Below are 22,751 nucleotides of genomic sequence, written 5' to 3' on the forward strand. Positions count from 1 at the left end.
CATCCGATTAATCGTAAGCGCTCCGAGAAGTACGTAGCGTAAGGATTATTTTACAGCTGAGAAGTTTCAGTGCAGCAGTTCATGCACGCGGTTCGACGGCTAGTCATTGATCTTCATAATTACCTCGCGTAAAAAACGGGGTAAGGCCGCTCATCCAGCGTCATCTCCACAGGTAATAATTCAACGCCAATGCCAGAAGAGTTCGTTACCGGAAGACGCCGTGATATACGCCCTTTGATCAGCGAGAGCCTGAGCCATTTGAACAGAAGATTATCATTGATATCATGCTCCCGGGCAATACGGGCAACAGAACCCCTTGGTTGTAAAGCCAGTTTAACCATTTGAAGTTTAAACTCATTTGAAAATAACCTGCGGGGTTCAGCTGATAATGTTTTTTGTTCCATAACAGGTGTCCACTAGTTGAAAAGGTGGGTACCTATGTTACCAATACTGGCTTAATGGCTACATACAGCAGTCGGTTTACGCATACACTTTTATAGTGCACTCCGGCCTCATGAATATAACGGTGGATTACCGCCGAACGAATCGGAAAATAGATACTGGAAAAAAACTGAAATTGTGACCAGTTTTTGTTGACCACTACAAATAAATAAAAGAGTTGCAGTGCTTGCTCGGTAAGAAAACAATGGAGGTTAAGCTCCTCAAAGAAGCTGTGGAGTACACCACTCTACAGTAGTTGCGCAAATTTGGAGTGGACGATAATGTGATCGTCTATAAGGGCAACGCTATCATAGTCTTGTCCTGGCGGGTAAAAAACGCGCTTACCTTAACGATAAGCGCGCCGCTGTTCAGGCCTTGAGTGGTTATTCAATTCCTGTGGTGACTGTAAAAGTGCGCGTTTGCTGCGGTGCAACCTGAATCAGCGTGCCATTACGTTGCGCGGCAAGATACCCCTCAGGCCGACAGGTTGCAGGTAATGCAAAGGCGGCTACCTGTTGCTCTCCGTTATAAAGGATCCAGCGTGTCACATAATTTAGTTCAGCACTGTAGAAACGAGTAACAAACGTGGTGCCATCGGGAGAGATCATGCGAAACTCTGGCTGATCTGTATAAGCGTCCAGTTTGTCTGCAAAGAAGACAATTTCTGGATCATAAAATTCCGGTTGACTCAGCGTCGACAGAGAGGCTTCTCCCTGCATAATCCGTTGATTAAACGCCAGCCACTGAGCGGTGGGATTAACATGCGAAGGCACTGATTCACGCAATCTTAATATTTCGTCCGGGATATTCTGGCTGAATGTAGCATTTGGTATATATGCATAATTCATGTGGCACATATATTGTAGTGGCATATCTACAGAAGCCAGATTGGTTACGGCCATCTTAATATCGAACAGTGTAGAGGATTTGTGAAGGACCACTGTTGGCTGAGCCAGATAATGATGACCGAAACCCATTACATACTCGTAACGCCCGTTAAGGCGTAACATATCTCCGTCTAATTCCAGCCATGCTTCATCCATCGCGGCACAGGCCATTTCACCGTGTAGCAGATGAGTATCTTCCGCAGATGGGCAGCCATTAGCCAGCAAACCTGAATGAAAAGCAAAACAGCCATAGGTCTCTATCACCTCTGTCGCCGGTTTAGGCTGGCGAAACATATTGCACATGGTGAGGCCGTGTCCATCAAATTGCGCATCCCAAATCATCTGCCCCATCCAGGGAAGAATAATCAAATGTCCACGACTGTTTGCAATTTTAAGCCCCTCGACACCGCTGTCATATCGAAAAGACGTGACAGTAAAATCACTATTTTCCAGCAAGATACGAGGTTTCTCGCCAAAAAGCGCCCGCCACAAATTAATACGCGTACTCATAACGGTTCTCCTCAGGACGCTGTGACTTCAGCCAGTGCGGTACGTACTTTGCTTTCACGCCAGAAGTAGACTCCGACATAGACAAAGCAGAGCATAGAAACCAGGAATGAAAGCTGTAGTGAGTGGAACATATCTGCAATATATCCCTGAATTGCCGGAACCACCGCGGCACCGACAATAGCCATAACAATGACTGCTCCTGCCATTTCTGTATGTTCGTTATCAACTGTATCCAGTGTTCCTGCATAGATCGTCGCCCAGCAAGGGCCAAACAAAACACTTACCAGGACGGCGACATAGACCGCGCTGAAACTTGGAGCCAGTGCAACATATGCCAGGAACAGCGCCCCTATAACGGAATAGAGAATCAATACTTTTTCCGGATTAAAACGCGTCATAAGGATATTGGCTATAAACTTGCCAATAAAGAAGCAGGCAAAGCTATAGACCATGAAGTTTGAAGCATCACGTTCGTTGATATCGCCCAACTCCAGCGCCAGACGGATGGTAAATGACCATACTGCGACCTGCATACCCACATAAAGGAACTGCGCCACAATACCGCGACGAAAGCGCGGATTTCTAGCTAGATAGCGCAGCGTATCCATTGCTGACGGGCGTTTATGGTGACTTGTCTGTGCCACTTTACAGGTTGGGAAGCGGGTTAAAAGGAACAACACCATGACCACAACCAGAATCATAATCATATACTTATACGGTTCAAGGGTGTTCTCTAACATCAGCACCTTAAAGTTGTGAATTTGCTCGGCGTTCATTCCTGACATCTGCTTTTCAAGGCTTTCCCCCTCGGAGAAAACCAGATATTTGCCCAATAAAATACCAGACGCAGCACCAATCGGATAAAAGGTCTGGCTGATATTGAGCCGCAATGTGGCATAGGCTTTTGGACCGATCATTGAACTGTATGTGTTCGCTGCAGTTTCAAGGAAACTCAGGCCAATCGCAATCGCAAAAATAGCTGCAAGGAACATAGTGTAGGTTGCCATATGCGAGGCAGGGAAAAAAAGTGTACAACCACCAATATACAGCGTCAGGCCAATTAAAATTGCCACCTTATAACTGGTCTTTTTAATCACAAGGGATGCTGGTATTGCAATTAAAAAATAACCTCCATAAAATGCGCTCTGCACCAATGCTGAAGCAAAGTTACTTAGCGAAAATACACTTTTGAATTGAGTGATTAATATGTCATTTAATGCAGCTGCGCATCCCCATAGCGGGAATAAACACGATAACAAAATAAACTGGAACAAGGGAGTCTTATTCAGATACCCATCAGGCATCTGAATGATGTTTTTATCGTTCATAGTGCTACCTTTAACTGTGCAGGATGATTATTCGTTTAAGGTTAAAAATTCATTAAATTGTTCAATACTCGGATAAGATGATTGCGTACCTTTCCCTGTGACGCTGAAAGCGGCAAAGAGAGCGGCTTTTTTCAAAGCGGCTTCAACATCACCGCTTTGAACATAATAATGGGAAAAGCAACCAATAAATGCGTCACCAGCGCCACTAGTATCAACAGCATTTACTTTGAATGCAGGAACATGGACTTCCTGATCGCGGGTCATCCATAATGCGCCTTTTTCGCTCATGGTAACAATAATATTGTTCAGCCCTTTATCAACTAACGAACGTGCGGCCAAACGAATATGATCATAAGTATCAACCGACATACCGGTTAATATTTCCAGTTCTGTTTCATTCGGGATAAAGAAATCACATTTGCAGGCATAAGACATATCTAACTCACGCAATGCCGGAGCCGGATTTAATAACACTTCAATACCATTTTTCTTACCAAACTCAATCGCGTGGTAAACTGTTTCCAGTTGAACTTCCAGTTGTAAAACGATCAATTTGCATTTTTTCAGATCTTCTGCAGCTCGATCGATATCTTCCGGGGAAAGAAATTTATTCGCTCCCTTAATTATTAATATACTATTGCTCGAGTTGGCATTAACAAAGATCGGTGCAACACCACTGCTGGTACAGGGGACTTTCTCAACATAAGTGGTATTAATTCCCCATGATTCGAGATTACGAATAGTATTATCCGCAAAAATATCATCACCTACTTTAGTCAGCATCAGGACTTTTGAATTCAATTTAGCCGCCGCCACCGCTTGATTAGCACCTTTCCCACCACATCCGATTTTGAAGGCAGGTGCTTCCAGAGTTTCTCCTTCTTTAGGCATCTGATTAGTGTAAGTAATGAGATCCACCATATTGGAACCAATAACTGCAATGTCCATTTCACTACCTCTTATAAACTTTCGCATAACAATGGTATTTAAATAACATTAGCATGTTACTTTTGCATCATTTGTGACTGAGATCGCGATTAGCACATCAACCCGATGTTTATTTAATAGACTTCCAGTCTTATCACTCAGGCTAACACTATCTAATCATAAGCAACCTAACAGGATTAATACCGAAAATTCAGCAGTCTATACCCTTTTCATTTCAAAGGGTCGGTCGTATAGTATGGTAACTAAAACAATGTTTACTAATGCCATAATGTTATTTTTATAACATTTTACGGAGAGAGTTGATGGAAACGAAGCAAAAAGAGCGTATCCGACGTTTGATTGAAATACTTAAGAAAACCGACAGAATCCATTTGAAAGACGCGGCACGAATGCTGGAAGTTTCTGTAATGACTATTCGTCGCGATCTCCATCAGGAAGATGAACCTCTGCCACTGACCCTACTGGGTGGCTATATTGTAATGGTGCATAAACCCGCACCATCCATGCCAGTAATCCAGGACGTTCCGAGAAATCATCGTGATGACTTACCTATTGCAATTCTGGCCGCCGGAATGGTTAATGAAAATGATCTGATCTTCTTTGATAATGGCCAGGAGATACCGCTCGTTATAAGCATGATCCCGGATGCAATCACCTTCACTGGCATCTGTTACTCACATCGTGTCTTTGTTGCGTTGAATGAAAAACCTAATGTGACAGCAATACTTTGTGGTGGTACGTATCGTGCCAGAAGTGATGCTTTTTACGATGCCAGTAACTCTTCGCCATTAGACTCTCTCAATCCGCGAAAAATATTTATTTCCGCCAGCGGTGTACATGATCACTTTGGCGTCAGCTGGTTTAATCCCGAAGATCTTGCCACTAAGCGTAAAGCGATGGCCCGTGGACTAAGGAAAATTTTGCTCGCCCGCCACGCCTTGTTCGATGAAGTAGCCTCTGCCAGCCTCGCACCGCTCTCTGCATTTGATGTTCTGATTAGCGAGCGTCCGTTACCGGCAGATTATGTTACGCACTGCCGGAATGCTTCTGTAAAGATCATTACACCTGATTCAGAAGACGAATGACTTACTGAAAAAACACCGTACTCTTGTTAAACATCGTCGGATTGGACTGATTACGTTGCACTTTCATCACATATTCCAGTTTATCAATTTGGCTTATCATCTACTCCAGACGCTGGTCATCATTGACCAATAGTCTGATATGGCTTTTGTCGCTGTCCTGAATCGGCAGGCAGAAAATGCCTTCAACGTTAAAAGCACGACGGGAAAAAGCCCACAAAGGTTAGTCATTACGCCCGGATAATAAACAGGCTCCTCCCTGTTATGGAAGCCGTTGTATTGTCCATAATGTCTGGGTTTTTAATGCACACTGGATAACAACCGGACGAATCTTCAAATATTACTGGCGCTGACAGCCGGTTTGAATTCATCTCACAACCCTGCATAGAGCGAATCTCCTGCCTGCACGTCACTCCACTCCATGGTATCAACTTCACACTCTTTATCTGCGGCTAGTTTCAGTCACCAGATAAGCATCGACTATGAAAGGTGAGCCATGACAACATAACGTTGGTAACGCTCTGACGCCTTAACGGAAGATGCCTGCCACCACAGGGAATGTAAACGACTGAAGTGTGGCCTTTAATGCCGTGAACGGCTCATGGTCTCCTGGCACGGTTGCCGCCCCAACCTGTAACAACATTCCACAGTACAATGTCTGTCAGAGCCGGAGCCTCCCATGCCTGTTGAATAAAACCCCGGATGCTTCCCCCGATTCTTCAAGTAATACTTCGGTTATTTACACTATTTTATCCCTGTTGAATTTGGTTAAGCCGGTGCAGACGCGCCGGGAAACGCACGCCTGAACCGGCACATTAAAATACAATACAACCCCCTGTTACTGGAGATACGAATGGAATGACGAGGCAGCCTGTCAGTCACAGGAGGGCTGTTGGCTCAAAATCAACGGAAAGGCCACCAACACCGGAATTAAGCTCCACAGTCCCCGCACTGGCAATCCATTCCCGGGAACGGCATTACCGCAAACTGCTCCGGAGGCAACCATTACAGCCTCTGTAACGGATTATCAGCCCTGGCATCTTCCGACGGCACCTCCTGCCGCCCCCACGCCCTGCTGTATACCCCGGTACCGCAGCGTGGGCAGCACTTTTCCCCCTCATAATCTTCGTCACACATCACACAAAACCACTTTCTCACCTTCACCGTATAATCCGGAACCGTCATGCCCTGCAGATGCAAACGACGGGCCTCTTTCTCTGCCGGGTCAAGCCAGGTACATCGCAGCAGGATTTTTTCAGCGACAGTCATCTGGTCATGTTCAAACCACGGTGGTTGTCCGTCATTGCCCCGCTGAAGTGTTAACGGGCATCCACAGGACACACAGCACAAAACGTCCTGTCGGTTGTGCTTCGCAGCTTCTTTCGCCGTAACAAAATGGCCTTTGCTGTCATTCGCCATATAACAGTTCAGAATTCGCATATTTCCTCCTGAGTTGTCCGGGGAATACTGAATCCTCCGGTCTGGCAGTTTGTGCAGTACTGCTCCCCATAATAATCGTGGTGACATTGTCTGCAGTGCCAGCTGGCTTTACGCACCACGGGTAAGGCATCCGGTACGAATTGCTGCAGACGTTTAATCAACTGTATTTCTCTGCGCTCCGGCCTGACATAAGGGCACTGTTGACCGTGCTCTGTCAGCCTGTCGTCAGTGTGTTCAAACCAGGGAAGTTCAGTGTCGTATTGCGGATGGTATCTGAGTGCACTGCCACACAAGTGGCAGGTGTAGTGAGCATAAGGTGCGGCCTGTGCAGTACGGGCGCCCGTCAGACGTCCGTTGCTATCAAGAGCGAGAAAGGATTTTGCGTACATAGTATATGTTCCTTACCGTCAGACGACACGCAGGCAACAGCCGTCCCGGTACGGGCAGCGTGGTCAGGGTGTGAATGGCGGTTCAGTTAAAATCTGGACTGGAGTTTGGGTAAAGCAGGCTGGTTGCTGTTACAGCACTGTGGTTGTCACACAATGGAACACTGACGTAAAAAACAGTCAGTGGGCGAGTGGATACATCGTTGCCGCCAGACAACAACCCATACTTTTGGTTTGCCGGATATTGGCGCGCCAGTCGTGCTCAACTCCGGCTACAGCCAAAATTGCGCTCACCGGTACCGTTGACTTTGGTGTACTCTTTCGCGAGATAGTCAGCACGCTTCAGCATATCCCGTAAACCAGCATCATCATCGCGTTCCAGCCACACCGCCGGCCAGGCCGGAAAATGCACCAGCGTGGCATGGCACCCGACATCCACTCCCAGGGCACTGCACCACGCCTGTTTAATCATTCCGGCCAGTGACCCCGGAGCGCGGTAATCGCCGGCACGACACCAGGTATCCCGGTTGACCAGCAGCAGCAGGTGATAGTGTTTTTTGCCTTTAAGCTCCCCGAACTCCCGGGCCCAGGCGTAATGCAGGGTCGAGGAATGCACGCGTTTACCTTCCCGATGCTTACGTTTCTGGTAAGCGTCGATTCGGGCTTTCAGGGCATTGATGAAGCGGGATATCACAGCCGCGTCCGTTGCTGCCGGTACATCCGGGAGACGCAGATCAACCCGCAATGCCGTCAGACGGGGATGAACATCCAGTGCGTGCCGCACCGTCTCACGAATACGTTGCTGCCAGAAGGGGTTGTATTTGTAGGTCATGGTTAAATCTCCGTATGGTTTCGTTCATACGGATTAACCACGCCGTAAAAAATGCGCAGAGTCCCTGAAGTGATCTCCAACCAGGCAATATCTCAGGCACTCTGAGATAACCCGACTGTCGTCTCCGGACTGACGGCTGAATTTTCAGCGTTGTTTTTTTAATGCAAAAAGCCGGTTACGGATAAGATTGTGAGGAGGACGTGATGGTGATACGCAAAACGGTGTGCAGGGATTGTGATAACGCCATCCCTCATAATACGGAATGTTGCCCGGGCTACGTGTCAGCAGATCCCTTCGATTATTACCGAAATACCGATCGTCTGCTTTGTCTACTGACGTTACTGCCTGTGCTGATTCTGGCTGTCGTTTCAGGCGTCAGTGTATTTGTACTGTTGCAGTAGGTAAAAGGGGAGAGATTAGCCGGAGTCAGCGGAGCAGAGCGCCCCGCCACCTCTGCGTTTGCTGTGCCAGACAGTGACAGTAACGCACCAGCTCCCCGATAAATACGAGAAAACCTCAGCAGAGGTCGGTAATGCCCGAAAATCGGCCCATTACCGCCTACACCTCCGTACACCATTCCCTTTTGATTTCGAATTCTTTGTTGTCGCTATACCGCTTAACGTTCCCGGTATTATCCTGGTTCCCGACAACAGGAACATATTCAGCTTTTAATAACCTGAGAAGAGCCAATAAGAATCACAAAGCGGATAACACCTGGCGCGATGCAGTTGTGATTACCGAACGCTCAGATGACATATTTCCAGACTGAAGCGGGAACACGATCGTAAAGCTTGTTCATTGTCAGTTCTGCCAGTCGGTGATCGACCGCAGAGTTGAAGGCTTCCATCTCCGCTGGAGTAAGCTTATAACGCGTGTGGGAAATCACTTTTTCCAGTGTCTCCCGGGATGAACAACGACGGAACTGCTCTGGTTTTAACTTCCATTAGCCTCTCATCACTTTATGCTGCAATTAACGTGATACTGTCAGCATACCGTACCAGACTGACATTCTGGTACCCTCCCCAAACTCATTACTCCCGTACCACCACTTAACCGGTCTCTCAGACTGTCACTCACCAGGTCGGTGTCAACGACGGATGCTTAATGCACTCTGTTCACGTGCGTTGCTGGTACGTTTTATATACGCAGGTTATACGCCAGCTATCAGGGATAGCGCAGTCTGTTGATACTGCGTTCTCATCATGCCCACTGATCACACTCACCGTGTTTATTTCACATATATGAACTCATGTATTTGATCTCATGTGTTTGCTCTCTCTTATATATTTATAATACCAATCAGACAGTCTTATCCCATCGGTGATACCTGTCGCCTGCCCACCGGACACGGTCTGCCCCATCGTAACCGCCCCGTAAATAACTCTGCAATTATCAGAACGCCAGTTTTCCCCTCTTCCTCACGAAAATCATCCCTTCTTTATCGCGCGCGCGTGCGGAAGCATCGTTTCGTAACAACCACCCGGCATACCGGTACGGCTCAGCCACCGTAACCTCCCCGTTTATCTCCTGGCGGTCACATTCCCGATTATTTTTTACGTTTCTCCCCGGTTGTTATGCCGGTGAAGGTGGTGCGTTGTTTTCATGACCACACCGGCTGGTTTAACAACATCCGGAGGAACATTCTCATGATCACCCCAGTTTCACTGATGGGTGACCAGATGGTCGACATGGCATTTATCACTCAACTGACCGGCCTGACCGATAAGTGGTTTTACAAACTCATCAAGGATGGTGACTTTCCTGCGCCCATCAAAATGGGCCGCAGCTCCCGATGGCTGAAAAGCGAAGTGGAAGCCTGGCTGCAGGCGCGTATTGCACAGTCCCGTCCGTAATTCTTAACCGTTCATCTGCAGCAGACGCAGTCTCCGGCCTGCCGGCGGCGTTCTGCTGCCTGTTATCCCCCGTGAGGAATATGAAAATGAAACCACAGTATCAGACCCGTTACGAGCTGCTCCACGAAAGCTACCAGAAATGGCTGACCGGCTTCACCCGGCACGCCGTATCCTGGGGCGTGTGTCATCCGAATATCTACTACTTCCATAATCTGACGCCCGGGTGGGTGTCATTCAATGGTGAAAAACCGGAGATTGCCATCGTACCCCAGAGTCTGCACCGGCTGATTTATGGTCCGGACAAACGGACCACGCCGCCCCTGGATGATGATCTGATAGTGAATTTATGCACCAGTGAACATCTGCTGGTTCATCATCCGATGCTGGAAGGCATTCTCCTGTCTGAATGTGAACGTCTGAGGCAGCGTTCGCTGGCAAATAAACTGATCAGCCTCTTCCGTCAGTTTGGTGGCACGGAGTTGCGCCTCAAACTGGTCTGGCTTTGCTGGCTTGATTTAATGACCGGAAACTGCCTTGACGACTGGACGGAGAATCTGAAACGGAAATCAGAAAAAGAGCTGGAGGAATGGATCATCAACCGTCAGAAGCAGAGCGCAGCACTGACGGATCTGATGGATCAGTACGTGCTCCTGGCATACCGCACAACGGTTGACGATAAGCGCACCTGATGCCAGTTGTTTCAGGGAAGCTGGTATCCGGGCAGGGTGCCAGGGCTGACTGAACGGCCTGTCTGCCTGCCGTTTCGCTCTCCGTGCGTTCTGTCACACGCTGCACCTGAACGCCGGACTGCGGGCACGCAGACAGGAAAGTCGCAGGCTGGAACTTCTGACCGGCGGGTATCAGTTATATGCCTGTTGATTCATCACCACCACGCAGCTCCTGAGCTTTAGTTCATCACCGATATTCATACATCTGAATATCGGTGATGAAATCCCAATAATAATCAATCATCTAAGTCTGAAGCATAATGGAGAAAAACTGCTCACCGGTTACTTCGCTCTCAGCTTATTGTAGTGATAACCCGAGGTAAAAATACCAGAGACATCAGACAACTTTAAACTGGCTATCTGGGGAAGCAGAACATACATGGTTTTTCCTTCCGGCACGACAGAAAGCCTGAACTGAGATTCAAGAATGTTCAGCAATGCGTTCAGTTTTTTCCTGTTTCTGAACCGGCCCGGGCCACACTGGAGAATATAATTTTTCCTGACACGGGGCGGGCATTCTCCGCGGCACTCCTCAATGAGCCAGTCGAACAGCTCCTCGGCGTCCTTCTGCTGCAGTTCAGATTCATCAGGTAACGCAAATAATTTTTTATATTCATCTGTGTACCACGAACTTATTACGACAGCAGACGTCATGATATCGGCAGAGATTTTCCCTTCACCATAGCTGAAATACTGAAATAACGCTGCAATTCTTGCAATGTTTTCTGTTTTTTTTGAAACATGTCCCCGAAACGGGCTTAAGGGTCCGGAAGGGGATAAATCCTGCTCCAGAACATTATAGTGCTCAATAAATATTTTTTGCGCTTCAGGCGAAAAATGCAGACAATACCGTTCATCCTCACTGGATTTTTCAATACTGCCTCTGGCCAGTTCCATTAATCGTTCATGAAATGCCGTTAATGATCCTCCCGGAATCACAGCTCCGTTAATAAAGCGTTTCCCCTGCGTGGTTGCAGGTTTACTGATAAGACAACGGGCAAGAAAACCACTGTCCCTGGCAACAGAACCTTTTCGCTCCATATATCGGTCAAAAAGACCGGGTTGCACCATGAGGGATAACGTCATTCTGGCATTTTCAATCATCTGTTCGGGTTCATTCTTTCTGTCCACAGACAATACAGAGCCATCCCACATTTTGTTAATAAAAGGCAACTCAGACAGGGTATATCCATCAAATATAATACCGGCTTCATCTGACATAATACCCACTGAACGCCATTTACCACAAAGCTGATTCTTAATTGCCGCAGTCGTGGCATCATTAAAAATGAATTTATACCTCACAGGTTCTTCCGCACTGTTTTTCTGAAGTACTTCCAGTTGTCTGAGGGTTTCTGACTCATCCGCGCCTTTGCGGAGTTCTTTATTCAGTTTTGACAACAATGCTTTTTTCTGAGCCTTTAAAAGCTCTTCCTTGTTTTTCCAGACAGCCAGTTCACTTTTGTATCTGGAATATAACTGCATCTCCTGCTGGTACAGGGGCTTCATTAATAATTTGTCCACTGCGGTTTTTCGTTCTCCGGACTCGGCAAGCGTCAGGAAAAAAAGAGAGACCGGCCCCCGCAGTGTATTCAGTCTGCAGACATCAATCAGATTCTGGCAGACAAGTGAAACAGCGCCCAGGGCAGACGCTGCCACAAGCCCAAGGGGAGCCTGCGTAATTTGCTGAGCTTCAATAACGGCATCACGAATGAGTGGAGGCAGCGAACTCAGGGGAAACTCATCACAAGGCTGACCGAATGACATAGTAACCTCACTACACACAGATATAAAAGCACTGCAATTCTGGCTATTAATAGCAAAAATAGCAGTCAAATCAATATGAGGTAAAAATTTTTGTTGATTTAATGGTTAAATAATAACCACAGTGTGTTTTGCTGCTGAAGAAAGACAAAATGAATCTGTGTGTCCCCTCCTTCCCTTCAGAGCACATCCACTATTCAAATTTTACACAACCACGTACGAACAAAAAGCATCATCCCGGGTATTGCAGATACCGGTTTCCTGCCGGGAAGAATCATAAACAGAACACCGGGAATAACGCCTTCAGGAATCACCCCCTCCTGAAGAAGAATAAAATAAAGAAGACTACAGTTCCTGCACTGAATGCTGAGTACAATATTCTATGGACAGGATGACATATTTATAAATAACAAAAACCATTTAATACTGATACATCAATAAAATACTTCCTCCCTGCTGACGCAGATAAAATGCACCATTTTTTCTTCAAATACTTCTGTATAATCGCCAGCCAATGATGAGAATGGATTAAAATAACACTTCTTCGACAAACACAAAAACAGCCTTCATTTTACATCATCATCCAGTTTCAGTTAACCCCGGACGAGCGACAGCGTTTCAGTACAGGAATTAAAAGCCAGCTTTTGCTCAGTAAAAACATACTCAACTAATAATATCTCAGCAGATATTATCCTGACCAGGACACCTCACATTACTGAATTCTCTTCCGACAGTATCACTGCACAAATAAAAAAGAACGGGATAAATATTCAGACCGGAAGAATGGTGTCACAAAAGCATTTAATCATTACGCATGACCAGGAAGGGAAACACTTAACCACATGGTATCAACAGATATCATTACGTGTGCACTCTTATAAAAAACACACAGAAGAAGTAAGATAATTATAAACGTAAATTTAATATCTCCCACTGACATCTCCCCCACAATACACTGAAAAATACTCACAGCAGTAAACACAGACACACCTGATAATCATGCAGCCGATAAATATTTTCCCCTTTACGGAGAAATCAGCCTGCTGTTTAACAATAACGGCGTATTTTCATGGAAGGAGATCACCCAGTAACGGATAAGTCCTGATCTCCTTCATGTTAATACGCAACAATCCCATCGATTCAAAACAATTTCAGACAGATATTATCTCCGTGAATCCCCCGCCACCTTTCCGGTGCGCGGGGTTTTGTCTTTTTTCACCGGGAATACATGTATGAATCCGTCTGATGCCATTGAGGCAATTGAAAAACCGCTCTCCTCCCTGCCTTACTCGCTTTCCCGTCACATCCTGGAACATCTGCGCAAACTCACCCGTCACGAACCCGTGATTGGCATTATGGGTAAAAGCGGGGCCGGTAAATCCTCACTCTGTAATGCACTGTTTCAGGGGGAGGTCACCCCGGTCAGTGATGTTCACGCCGGCACCCGGGAAGTACGGCACTTCCGTCTGAGTGGCCACGGTCACAGCATGGTTATCACTGACCTGCCCGGGGTGGGCGAGAGCCGGGACAGGGATGCAGAGTATGAGGCCCTGTACCGTGACATTCTGCCTGAACTGGACCTGGTACTGTGGCTGATTAAAGCCGATGACCGTGCCCTGTCTGTGGATGAGTATTTCTGGCGACACATCCTGCACCGGGGACATCAGCGGGTACTGTTTGTGGTGACGCAGGCCGACAAAACGGAGCCCTGCCATGAATGGGATATGGCCGGTATTCAGCCTTCTCCTGCACAGGCACAGAATATTCGCGAAAAAACGGAGGCGGTATTCCGTCTGTTCCGGCCCGTACATCCGGTTGTGGCCGTATCGGCCCGCACCGGCTGGGAACTGGATACGCTGGTCAGTGCGCTCATGACAGCGCTTCCCGACCATGCCGCCAGTCCCCTGATGACCCGACTGCAGGACGAGCTGCGCACGGAATCTGTCCGGTCTCAGGCCCGTGAACAGTTTACCGGTGCGGTGGACCGGATATTTGACACGGCGGAGAGCGTCTGTATTGCCTCTGTTGCACGCACGGTTCTGCGTGCCGTCCGTGACTCGGTGGTCTCTGTTGCCCGCGCTGTATGGAACTGGATTTTCTTCTGAACACTCTGCCAGGGGAAATGCCTGATTATATTGCATTAACAAACTGAAAACATGACACAACCCCCTCATACCCTCCTGTTTCTCTTGCGTGACCGCCCTGCTATCAATAGAATAAAACGATCGATAAAACAGGTATCGATCGCTGATATCGATCGTTTATAGTGGTTAATGGCCTGCGAAAAGGCAGCTGAATCTCTTCATCATGCAGAACGGAATTGCACACAACGGACTGATACTTCTCTGGCGGATGAGAGAGGGGAAGCATTTATGTCCGGGAAAAACCACTTTATCTGACCATGCTGTTTTGTACCTGCCGGTATCCACATTTGTGGGTACCGGCTTTTTTATTCACCCTCTGTAAGGAAAAGCTGATGAAACGACATCTGAACACCAGCTACAGGCTGGTATGGAATCACATTACGGGCACCCTGGTGGTGGCCTCCGAACTGGCCCGCTCACGGGGAAAAGGCGCCGGTGTGGCGGTTGCTCTGTCTCTTGCTGCTGTCACGTCAGTCCCGGCCCTGGCTGCTGACAGTATTGTACAGGCAGGTGAAACCGTGAACGGCGGAACACTGGAAAATCATGACAACCAGATTGTCCTCGGTACGGCCAACGGAATGACCATCAGTACCGGGCTGGAACTGGGGCCGGACAGTGAAGAAAACACCGGTGGGCAATGGATACAGAATGGCGGGATAGCCGGAAACACCACTGTTACCACAAATGGTCGTCAGGTCGTGCTGGAGGGGGGAACAGCCAGTGATACGGTTATTCGTGACGGCGGGGGACAGAGCCTGAACGGGCTGGCGGTGAACACCACGCTGAATAACAGAGGCGAGCAGTGGGTTCATGAGGGCGGGGTTGCCACCGGTACAATTATCAACCGCGACGGTTACCAGAGCGTTAAAAGTGGCGGGCTGGCAACAGGAACCATCATCAACACCGGCGCAGAAGGCGGCCCGGATTCTGACAACTCGTACACGGGTCAGAAGGTCCAGGGAACAGCAGAATCCACCACCATCAACAAAAATGGACGGCAGATTATCTTATTTTCCGGGATAGCCCGTGACACTCTCATTTACGCAGGTGGTGACCAGTCGGTACACGGAAGGGCCCTGAATACCACACTGAATGGCGGTTACCAGTATGTGCACAAGGACGGACTTGCGCTGAACACGGTAATTAACGAGGGGGGCTGGCAGGTTGTTAAGGCAGGTGGTGCTGTCGGTAACACCACCGTTAATCAGAACGGTGAACTGAGGGTACATGCCGGCGGGGAAGCCACTGCAGTCACCCAGAACACGGGCGGTGCACTGGTTACCAGTACGGCTGCAACCGTTACCGGCATAAACCGCCTTGGAGCATTCTCGGTTGTGGAGGGTAAAGCTGATAATGTCGTACTGGAAAATGGCGGACGCCTGGATGTGCTGACCGGACACACAGCCACTAATACCCGCGTGGATGATGGCGGAACGCTGGATGTCCGCAACGGTGGTACCGCCACCACCGTATCCATGGGAAATGGCGGTGTACTGCTGGCCGATTCCGGTGCCGCTGTCAGTGGTACCCGGAGCGACGGAAAGGCATTCAGTATCGGAGGCGGTCAGGCGGATGCCCTGATGCTGGAAAAAGGCAGTTCATTCACGCTGAACGCCGGTGATACGGCCACGGATACCACGGTAAATGGCGGACTGTTCACCGCCAGGGGCGGCACACTGGCGGGCACCACCACGCTGAATAACGGCGCCATACTTACCCTTTCCGGGAAGACGGTGAACAACGATACCCTGACCATCCGTGAAGGCGATGCACTCCTGCAGGGAGGCTCTCTCACCGGTAACGGCAGCGTGGAAAAATCAGGAAGTGGCACACTTACTGTCAGCAACACCACACTCACCCAGAAAACCGTCAACCTGAATGAAGGCACGCTGACGCTGAACGACAGTACCGTCACCACGGATGTCATTGCTCAGCGCGGTACAGCCCTGAAGCTGACCGGCAGCACTGTGCTGAACGGTGCCATTGACCCCACGAATGTCACTCTCGCCTCCGGTGCCACCTGGAATATCCCCGATAACGCCACGGTGCAGTCGGTGGTGGATGACCTCAGCCATGCCGGACAGATTCATTTCACCTCCACCCGCACAGGGAAGTTCGTACCGGCAACCCTGAAAGTGAAAAACCTGAACGGACAGAATGGCACCATCAGCCTGCGTGTACGCCCGGATATGGCACAGAACAATGCTGACAGACTGGTCATTGACGGCGGCAGGGCAACCGGAAAAACCATCCTGAACCTGGTGAACGCCGGCAACAGTGCGTCGGGGCTGGCGACCAGCGGTAAGGGTATTCAGGTGGTTGAAGCCATTAACGGTGCCACCACGGAGGAAGGGGCCTTTGTCCAGGGGAACAGGCTGCAGGCCGGTGCCTTTAACTACTCCCTCAACCGGGACAGTGATGAGAGCTGGTATCTGCGCAGTGAAAATGCTTATCGTGCAGAAGTCCCCCTGTATGCCTCCATGCTGACACAGGCAATGGACTATGACCGGATTGTGGCAGGCTCCCGCAGCCATCAGACCGGTGTAAATGGTGAAAACAACAGCGTCCGTCTCAGCATTCAGGGCGGTCATCTCGGTCACGATAACAATGGCGGTATTGCCCGTGGGGCCACGCCGGAAAGCAGCGGCAGCTATGGATTCGTCCGTCTGGAGGGTGACCTGATGAGAACAGAGGTTGCCGGTATGTCTGTGACCGCGGGGGTATATGGTGCTGCTGGCCATTCTTCCGTTGATGTTAAGGATGATGACGGCTCCCGTGCCGGCACGGTCCGGGATGATGCCGGCAGCCTGGGCGGATACCTGAATCTGATACACAACGCCTCCGGACTGTGGGCTGACATTGTGGCCCTGGGAACCCGCCACAGCATGAAAGCGTCAACGGACAATAACGACTTCCGCGCCCGGGGTTGGGGCTGGCTGGGTTCACTGGAAACCGGTCTGCCCTTCAGTATCACTGACAACCTGATGCTGGAGCCACAACTGCAGTATACCTGGCAGGGACTTTCCCTGGATGACGGTAAGGACAACGCCGGTTATGTGAAGTTCGGGCATGGCAGTGCACAACATGTGCGTGCCGGTTTCCGTCTGGGCAGCCACAACGATATGACCTTTGGCGAAGGCACCTCATCCCGTGCCCCCCTGCGTGACAGTGCAAAACACAGTGTGAGTGAATTACCGGTGAACTGGTGGGTACAGCCTTCTGTTATCCGCACCTTCAGCTCCCGGGGAGATATGCGTGTGGGGACTTCCACTGCAGGCAGCGGGATGACGTTCTCTCCCTCACAGAATGGCACATCACTGGACCTGCAGGCCGGACTGGAAGCCCGTGTCCGGGAAAATATCACCCTGGGCGTTCAGGTCGGTTATGCCCACAGCGTCAGCGGCAGCAGCGCTGAAGGGTATAACGGTCAGGCCACACTGAATGTGACCTTCTGACAGAACCATCGCCTCTCTGTGGTCCCGGTCATCATGACCGGGACCCGGACCGGCGCAACGGATCTTCAACGCCACATTCGCTGGCATTAACAATAACATGATATTCATCACGGAGTGACTATGTTACAGATAGTCGGCGCGCTGATCCTGCTGATCGCAGGATTTGCCATTCTTCGCCTTTTGTTCAGAGCATTAATCAGCACGGCTTCTGCGCTGGCAGGGCTCATATTGCTGTGTCTGTTCGGCCCGGCCTTACTGGCTGGCTATATCACCGAACGCATAACCCGGTTGTTCCATATTCGCTGGCTGGCAGGCGTATTTCTGACGATTGCCGGAATGATCATCAGCTTCATGTGGGGACTTGATGGTAAACATATCGCGCTGGAGGCTCACACCTTTGACTCTGTGAAATTTATTCTGACCACCGCTCTCGCCGGTGGTCTGCTGGCTGTTCCCCTGCAGATCAAAAACATTCAGCAGTACGGGATCACACCAGAAGATATCAGCAAGGAAATTAACGGGTATTACTGCTGTTTTTATACTGCCTTTTTCCTTATGGCGTGTTCTGCATGCGCACCATTGATCGCGTTACAGTACGATATTTCACCGTCACTGATGTGGTGGGGCGGGTTGTTGTACTGGCTGGCTGCATTAGTGACGCTGCTATGGGCGGCCAGCCAGATCCAGGCGCTGAAAAAACTGACCTGTGCCATCAGCCAGACACTGGAAGAACAACCGGTGCTCAACAGTAAATCGTGGCTGACCAGTTTGCAAAACGATTACAGCCTTCCTGACTCACTGACGGAGCGCATCTGGCTGACGCTCATTTCACAACGGATTTCCCGGGGAGAGCTGAGGGAATTTGAACTGGCAGACGGAAACTGGTTACTGAACAATGCCTGGTATGAAAGAAACATGGCAGGGTTTAACGAACAGTTGAAAGAGAACCTGTCATTCACACCTGATGAACTGAAAACGCTCTTCCGGAACCGCCTGAATTTATCACCGGAAGCGAATGACGATTTTCTCGATCGTTGCCTGGACGGCGGTGACTGGTATCCCTTTTCAGAAGGTCGCCGTTTTGTATCATTCCATCACGTGGATGAGCTTCGTATCTGTGCCTCCTGCGGGCTGACAGAAGTACATCATGCCCCGGAAAATCATAAGCCGGATCCGGAATGGTACTGCTCCTCTCTTTGTCGCGAAACAGAAACACTGTGTCAGGAAATTTATGAACGCCCTTACAACAGCTTTATTTCCGATGCAACGGCGAATGGTCTGATTCTCATGAAACTGCCGGAAACCTGGAGTACAAATGAGAAAATGTTTGCTTCCGGAGGGCAGGGACATGGGTTTGCCGCTGAACGGGGAAACCATATTTGTCGACAGAGTCCGTCTGAAAAACGCACGGATCCTCGGTGATAATAATGCCAGAAATGGAGCAGACAGACTGGTCAGCGGAACAGAAATCCAGACGAAATATTGTTCAACTGCAGCCCGTAGCGTCGGTGCGGCATTCGACGGACAAAACGGACAGTATCGTTACATGGGAAATAATGGCCCCATGCAACTGGAAGTCCCCCGTGATCAGTATGCCGGCGCTGTTGAAACCATGAGGAATAAGATCCGCGAAGGTAAAGTACCCGGTGTAACCGATCCCGCAGAAGCGTCCCGGCTGATTCGTCGGGGACATCTGACTTATACTCAGGCCCGTAATATCACCCGGTTCGGGACCATCGAATCGGTCACTTATGATATTGCCGAGGGTTCGGTTGTCAGTCTGGCGGCCGGAGGGATCAGTTTTGCCCTGACGGCATCGGTCTTCTGGCTCAGCACCGGCGATCGCGATGCTGCCCTGCAGACAGCTGCTGTCCAGGCAGGAAAAACCTTCACCCGCACACTGGCTGTCTACGTCACAACCCAGCAACTTCACCGGCTCAGTGTTGTTCAGGGTATGCTGAAGCATATTGATTTTTCGACGGCCAGCCCGACTGTCCGGCAGGCGCTTCAGAAGGGGACCGGTGCAGGAAATATCAGTGCCCTGAACAAAGTGATGAAGGGTACGCTGGTGACATCTCTGGCACTGGTAGCTGTCACAACCGGCCCTGACATGATCAAAATGTTGCGGGGACGGATCTCCGGTGCGCAGTTCATCAGGAATCTTGCCGTGGCATCTTCCTGTGTGGCAGGTGGTGCTGTCGGGTCAGTGGCGGGCGGGATATTGTTCAGTCCACTGGGACCATTTGGTGCACTGACAGGGCGTGTGGTTGGCGGTGTTCTGGGGGGAATGATTGCCTCCGCTGTATCAGGAAAAATTGCCGGAGCGCTGGTTGAAGAAGATCGCGTCAAAATTCTGGCAATGATTCAGGAGCAGGTGACATGGCTTGCCGGCAGTTTCCTGCTGACCGGACATGAGATTGAAAATCTGAACGCGAATCTGGCCCGTGTTATCGATCAGAATGCTCTGGAGATCATTTTCGCTGCCGGTATACAACAACGGGCCGCGACCAACATGTTAATCAAACCACTGGTGGTCAGTATCATCAGGCAACGCCCCGTCATGGAATATGATGCATCCCATCTCGGCAATATGGTTAACCGACTGGAAGAAACATTACCCCCGGAGTTACCGGCATAACGGCTATTCTGCGCCTTTTACGTTTTATCACCTGATTTGTCAGTGTCATCGTCATGACTCAGAGAGGTAAATACCATGATTCACCTGTTCAAAACCTGCATGATTACCGCCTTCATTCTGGGGTTAACGTGGTCTGCCCCACTCCGGGCACAGGATCAACGTTACATCAGTATACGCAATACAGATACGATATGGCTCCCGGGAAATATTTGTGCTTACCAGTTCCGGCTGGATAATGGCGGAAACGATGAAGGATTTGGCCCCCTCACCATCACTCTGCAACTCAAAGACAAATATGGTCAGACGCTGGTGACCAGAAAAATGGAAACGGAAGCCTTTGGTGACAGTAATGCCACGCGAACCACAGACGCATTTCTGGAAACGGAGTGCGTGGAAAATGTCGCCACAACCGAAATCATTAAAGCAACTGAAGAAAGTAACGGCCATCGTGTCAGTCTGCCGTTATCGGTTTTCGATCCCCAGGACTACCATCCACTGCTGATTACCGTTTCCGGAAAAAATGTTAACTGATCCCTGAAGTCAGTTTCATGCTTCAGCCTCTGCCACAACGTATGGCAGAGGCTATTTATCAGGAGAAACCAGATATGCCGGGTTACACACAGAGTATGTCCTGGCTGAAGGATCTTTCTCATACGGGCAGGCGGTTGCTGTCATAACCGCTTACCGCAATGTGTTTATCCAGGATGACCCGGGAATGCATTTCCGTCGGGTTATCCGCAACGCGGAAGGTCAGCGACGCTGACGCAGTCGGAACTCTGAAGCTGATGCCGGAAAACAGCTTAATGCGTGGCTCGCCAGTGGAGGGCTTCTCAGACAATAAACCTCATTGATTTCATCCATCAGGCCGCGTCTTCTCCGGGAGACGCGGCTTTTTTCATTTATTGCACCAGTAAATCTTAACCACCGATAAGGAGCAAAGTATGCGATTAGCCAGTCGTTTTGGTTATGCTGCAAACCAGATACGCCGTGACCGTCCGCTGACACATGAAGAGCTGATGCACCATGTGCCGGGGATTTTCGGGGAAGATAAACACACGTCCCGAAGCCAGAACTATACGTACATCCCCACCATCACCGTACTGGAAAGTCTGCAGCGGGAAGGCTTCCAGCCATTCTTTGCCTGCCAGACCCGTGTGCGCGACCCGGGCCGTCGGGGATACACAAAACACATGCTGCGCCTGCGCCGTAACGGAGAGATAACCGGAGAACATGTCCCTGAAATCATTCTGCTCAACTCTCATGACGGTACCTCCAGCTACCAGATGCTGCCGGGTTACTTCAGGTTCGTCTGCCAGAACGGCTGCGTCTGTGGTCAGTCTCTGGGGGAAGTGCGTGTTCCGCACCGGGGAAATGTGGTGGACAGAGTCATTGAAGGGGCTTACGAGGTGGTGGGCGTGTTTGACCGGATTGAGGAAAAGCGTGATGCCATGCAGTCGCTGATTCTGCCGCCACCGGCACGCCAGGCGCTGGCACAGGCGGCACTGACTTACCGTTATGGTGACGAACATCAGCCCGTCACCACCGCCGACATTCTGACGCCACGACGCCGGGAGGATTACGGTAAGGACCTGTGGAGTGCTTATCAGACCATTCAGGAGAATATGCTGAAAGGCGGAATTTCAGGTCGCAGCGCTAAAGGAAAACGTATCCATACCCGTGCCATTCACAGCATTGACACTGACATTAAGCTCAACCGCGCATTGTGGGTGATGGCGGAAACCCTGCTGGAGAGCCTGCGCTGATTCAGCCATTACCCTGAAAACCACGCATTTATTTGTCCTTTAAGGAGTCATTTCATGAAAACCATTTCACATAATTCCACCACATCTTCTGTTTCCGTAACCGCTGCATCAGGGAATGACCAGCCTCAGTTGGTTGCCACCATAGTCCCTGATGAACAGCGCATCAGCTTCTGGCCGCAGCATTTTGGCCTCATTCCACAGTGGGTGCCCCTGGAGCCCCGTGTTTTCGGCTGGATGGACCGTCTGTGCGAAGACTACTGCGGTGGTATCTGGAATCTGTACACTCTGAACAACGGCGGGGCATTTATGGCCCCCGAACCGGATGACGATGATGACGAAACATGGGTACTGTTCAATGCCATGAACGGCAACCGCGCTGAAATGAGCCCGGAAGCCGCTGGCATTGCTGCCTGTCTGATGACGTACAGTCATCACGCCTGTCGTACGGAGTGTTATGCCATGACGGTCCATTATTACCGGCTGCGGGATTACGCCCTGCAGCATCCGGAATGCAGCGCCATTATGCGCATCATCGACTGAATGGAGGCAGGG

19 protein-coding genes and 2 pseudogenes are annotated in these 22,751 nt (G+C 49.9%); 11 read left to right on the plus strand and 10 right to left on the minus strand.

Annotated features, from left to right (window positions below; all coding sequences use genetic code 11):
- Window positions 1–119: 119 nt before the first annotated feature.
- The 4 genes from ACJHX4_RS07130 to rbsK form a co-directional block, all read right to left on the minus strand.
- Complete coding sequence (locus tag ACJHX4_RS07130; RefSeq protein WP_000436071.1) at window positions 120–404, minus strand: transposase; 285 nt, start codon at window positions 402–404, stop codon at window positions 120–122.
- 420 nt (window positions 405–824) lie between these two features.
- Window positions 825–1,838: an aldose 1-epimerase family protein gene (locus ACJHX4_RS07135; protein WP_000107474.1), complete on the minus strand. Its 1,014-nt coding sequence runs from the start codon at window positions 1,836–1,838 to the stop codon at window positions 825–827.
- 11 nt (window positions 1,839–1,849) lie between these two features.
- A complete protein-coding gene (gene fucP / locus ACJHX4_RS07140) occupies window positions 1,850–3,166 on the minus strand; it encodes an L-fucose:H+ symporter permease (protein ID WP_000998349.1) in 1,317 nt (438 codons plus the stop codon).
- A gap of 27 nt (window positions 3,167–3,193) precedes the next feature.
- Entirely contained in the window at window positions 3,194–4,114 is a 921-nt protein-coding gene (gene rbsK, locus ACJHX4_RS07145) for a ribokinase (protein ID WP_000350265.1), read from the minus strand.
- 302 nt (window positions 4,115–4,416) lie between these two features.
- Here rbsK and ACJHX4_RS07150 point away from each other — a divergent pair, with 302 nt between their 5' ends.
- The gene (locus tag ACJHX4_RS07150) at window positions 4,417–5,199 is read left to right on the plus strand and encodes a DeoR family transcriptional regulator (protein ID WP_001315616.1); all 783 of its coding nucleotides are present in this window, start codon (window positions 4,417–4,419) and stop codon (window positions 5,197–5,199) included.
- A 1-nt stretch (window position 5,200) separates the two neighbouring features.
- Here the strand turns inward: ACJHX4_RS07150 and ACJHX4_RS07155 are convergent.
- From ACJHX4_RS07155 to ACJHX4_RS07170, 4 genes and pseudogenes are all read right to left on the minus strand, one after another.
- Window positions 5,201–5,427, minus strand: a pseudogene (locus tag ACJHX4_RS07155) (acetolactate synthase small subunit).
- Between the two features lie 774 nt (window positions 5,428–6,201).
- The gene (locus ACJHX4_RS07160) at window positions 6,202–6,636 is read right to left on the minus strand and encodes a zinc-ribbon domain-containing protein (protein WP_001221615.1); all 435 of its coding nucleotides are present in this window, start codon (window positions 6,634–6,636) and stop codon (window positions 6,202–6,204) included.
- A complete protein-coding gene (locus ACJHX4_RS07165; protein WP_001531948.1) occupies window positions 6,624–7,025 on the minus strand; it encodes a putative zinc ribbon protein in 402 nt (133 codons plus the stop codon). The genes ACJHX4_RS07160 and ACJHX4_RS07165 overlap by 13 nt, the downstream gene beginning before the upstream one ends.
- Before the next feature lie 259 nt (window positions 7,026–7,284).
- Window positions 7,285–7,854: an inovirus Gp2 family protein gene (locus tag ACJHX4_RS07170; protein ID WP_000221502.1), complete on the minus strand. Its 570-nt coding sequence runs from the start codon at window positions 7,852–7,854 to the stop codon at window positions 7,285–7,287.
- Window positions 7,855–8,057: 203 nt separating this feature from the next.
- On the opposite strand from ACJHX4_RS07170, the gene ACJHX4_RS07175 reads away from it, so the two are divergent.
- On the plus strand, window positions 8,058–8,255 hold the full coding sequence (locus tag ACJHX4_RS07175) for a hypothetical protein (RefSeq protein ID WP_000236763.1): 198 nt from the start codon (window positions 8,058–8,060) through the stop codon (window positions 8,253–8,255).
- Between the two features lie 344 nt (window positions 8,256–8,599).
- Here the strand turns inward: ACJHX4_RS07175 and ACJHX4_RS07180 are convergent, their stop codons facing one another.
- On the minus strand, window positions 8,600–8,749 hold the full coding sequence (locus tag ACJHX4_RS07180; protein ID WP_071527034.1) for an Hha/YmoA family nucleoid-associated regulatory protein: 150 nt from the start codon (window positions 8,747–8,749) through the stop codon (window positions 8,600–8,602).
- Between the two features lie 751 nt (window positions 8,750–9,500).
- On the opposite strand from ACJHX4_RS07180, the gene ACJHX4_RS07185 reads away from it, so the two are divergent.
- On the plus strand, window positions 9,501–9,707 hold the full coding sequence (locus ACJHX4_RS07185) for a helix-turn-helix transcriptional regulator (protein WP_000632609.1): 207 nt from the start codon (window positions 9,501–9,503) through the stop codon (window positions 9,705–9,707).
- 86 nt (window positions 9,708–9,793) lie between these two features.
- The gene (locus tag ACJHX4_RS07190; protein WP_000804452.1) at window positions 9,794–10,396 is read left to right on the plus strand and encodes a hypothetical protein; all 603 of its coding nucleotides are present in this window, start codon (window positions 9,794–9,796) and stop codon (window positions 10,394–10,396) included.
- A gap of 321 nt (window positions 10,397–10,717) precedes the next feature.
- Here ACJHX4_RS07190 and ACJHX4_RS07195 read toward each other — a convergent pair whose 3' ends face one another.
- Window positions 10,718–12,202, minus strand: a complete 1,485-nt coding sequence (locus tag ACJHX4_RS07195; RefSeq protein WP_001297234.1) for a YfjI family protein — start codon at window positions 12,200–12,202, stop codon at window positions 10,718–10,720.
- Between the two features lie 1,229 nt (window positions 12,203–13,431).
- Between ACJHX4_RS07195 and ACJHX4_RS07200 the strand changes: the two genes are divergently transcribed.
- From ACJHX4_RS07200 to ACJHX4_RS07230, 7 genes and pseudogenes are all read left to right on the plus strand, one after another.
- On the plus strand, window positions 13,432–14,304 hold the full coding sequence (locus tag ACJHX4_RS07200) for a GTPase family protein (RefSeq protein ID WP_001531950.1): 873 nt from the start codon (window positions 13,432–13,434) through the stop codon (window positions 14,302–14,304).
- A gap of 371 nt (window positions 14,305–14,675) precedes the next feature.
- Window positions 14,676–17,798 (plus strand): autotransporter adhesin Ag43, encoded by a 3,123-nt coding sequence (gene agn43 / locus ACJHX4_RS07205; protein WP_001531951.1) that lies wholly within the window; start codon window positions 14,676–14,678, stop codon window positions 17,796–17,798.
- Between the two features lie 120 nt (window positions 17,799–17,918).
- A pseudogene (locus ACJHX4_RS07210) lies at window positions 17,919–20,436 on the plus strand (hypothetical protein).
- 75 nt (window positions 20,437–20,511) lie between these two features.
- Entirely contained in the window at window positions 20,512–20,967 is a 456-nt protein-coding gene (locus tag ACJHX4_RS07215) for an IrmA family protein (RefSeq protein WP_000581502.1), read from the plus strand.
- A 142-nt stretch (window positions 20,968–21,109) separates the two neighbouring features.
- Window positions 21,110–21,199: a DUF905 family protein gene (locus tag ACJHX4_RS07220; RefSeq protein WP_112031555.1), complete on the plus strand. Its 90-nt coding sequence runs from the start codon at window positions 21,110–21,112 to the stop codon at window positions 21,197–21,199.
- Between the two features lie 178 nt (window positions 21,200–21,377).
- Complete coding sequence (locus ACJHX4_RS07225) at window positions 21,378–22,199, plus strand: DUF932 domain-containing protein (RefSeq protein WP_001531953.1); 822 nt, start codon at window positions 21,378–21,380, stop codon at window positions 22,197–22,199.
- Window positions 22,200–22,253: 54 nt separating this feature from the next.
- Window positions 22,254–22,739, plus strand: a complete 486-nt coding sequence (locus ACJHX4_RS07230) for an antirestriction protein (RefSeq protein ID WP_001531954.1) — start codon at window positions 22,254–22,256, stop codon at window positions 22,737–22,739.
- Window positions 22,740–22,751 lie beyond the last annotated feature (12 nt).

Source organism: Escherichia sp. WS2035, assembly GCF_046487065.1.
GTDB classification, from domain to species: domain Bacteria; phylum Pseudomonadota; class Gammaproteobacteria; order Enterobacterales; family Enterobacteriaceae; genus Escherichia; species Escherichia coli.